Annotated in this window: 1 protein-coding gene; it reads right to left on the bottom strand. The window is 64.0% G+C overall.

Annotated features, from left to right (window positions below; all coding sequences use genetic code 11):
- The coding region (locus I5W_RS11865; protein WP_148289094.1) for an MFS transporter at positions 1-1063 on the bottom strand (1063 nt) is incomplete at its 3' end.
- Positions 1064-1166 lie beyond the last annotated feature (103 nt).

The following is a 1166-nucleotide window of genomic DNA, read 5'->3' as shown; positions in this document are numbered from 1 at the left end:
CAAAGCTCGACGGATGCAGAGTCAGCGCCGCCAGGGCCAGCGCACCGCCGGTGGTACATACCAGGAAGTGGCCGTGGCGTTCATTGCGGCGATCCGAGCGGCGCGCGATCAGGATCAGGCCGATAGCACCGATGGCGTTGGGAATGACGGTGTAGAGCGAGACTTGCACCACATCCTTGATGCCGAAGTCGCGGATCATCAGCGGCATCCAGAAGTTCAGCGTGAGCGAGCCGCAGGTCAGCGCAAAGTAGATGAAGGCGAACAGGTAGGTCGGCCGATGCGACAGCGCCTGCTTGAGCGCCGTCAGCGAGTGGGCGCTCACGTGATGCGTGCGCAGCGCTTCCTGGCTCTGGCGGTTCTGCAGGAAGCTGCGTTCTTCCGGCGTGAGCCAGGTGGCCTGCGCCGGTCCGTCGGCCAGCAGGAAGATCACCAGCACCCCCAGCACCACCGCCGGTGCGCCCTCGATGGCAAACATCCACTGCCAGCCATAGAGGCCCATCACGCCCGCCATGTCACGCATGATCCAGCCCGAGACCAGTCCGCCCAACACGCCCGCTACCGCCACCCCGGCAAAGAAGATCGCCATCACCGCCGCGCGGCGGCGTGCCGGGAACCAGTAGCTGAGATACAGCACGATGCCGGGGAAGAAGCCCGCCTCGAACACACCCAGCAGGAAGCGCAAGACATAGAAATGCGTCGCGTCGCTGACGGCCATCATGCCCACCGACGCCAGGCCCCACAGCACCATGATGCGTGAAAAGGTGCGGCGTGCGCCGAAGCGGGCCAGCAGCATGTTGCTGGGCACCTCGCACAGCACGTAGCCGACATAGAACACCGCCGCGCCGAGGCCATACATGGCGTCGCTGAAGCCAAGGTCCTGCTTCATCTGCAACTGGGCGAAGCCGATGTTGATGCGGTCCAGGAAGGACACCACGTAGCAGATGAAAAGAAAGGGAATGATGCGCAGCCAGACCTTGCGATAGATCGCGTCTTCGGCCGCCACGCTCAGCTTGATTGCGGAAGGGGCGGCCAGCGTGCCGGCACCCGGGGATGGGGTCATCATGAAAGTCTCCGTTGAACAGGCACCTGTGGCGGTGCTCTTGTGGATGTCGATGAAAGAGGTGGGTCGCTCAGGCTGCTTCGGCCAGCGCAGCTGATACTGCCGG

It is taken from the genome of Herbaspirillum sp. B65 (assembly GCF_000333555.1).
GTDB classification, from domain to species: Bacteria; Pseudomonadota; Gammaproteobacteria; order Burkholderiales; family Burkholderiaceae_D; genus Herbaspirillum; species Herbaspirillum rubrisubalbicans.
Note: the sequence above shows the minus strand (reverse complement) of the source record. Positions and strands in the feature narration are given on the sequence as shown.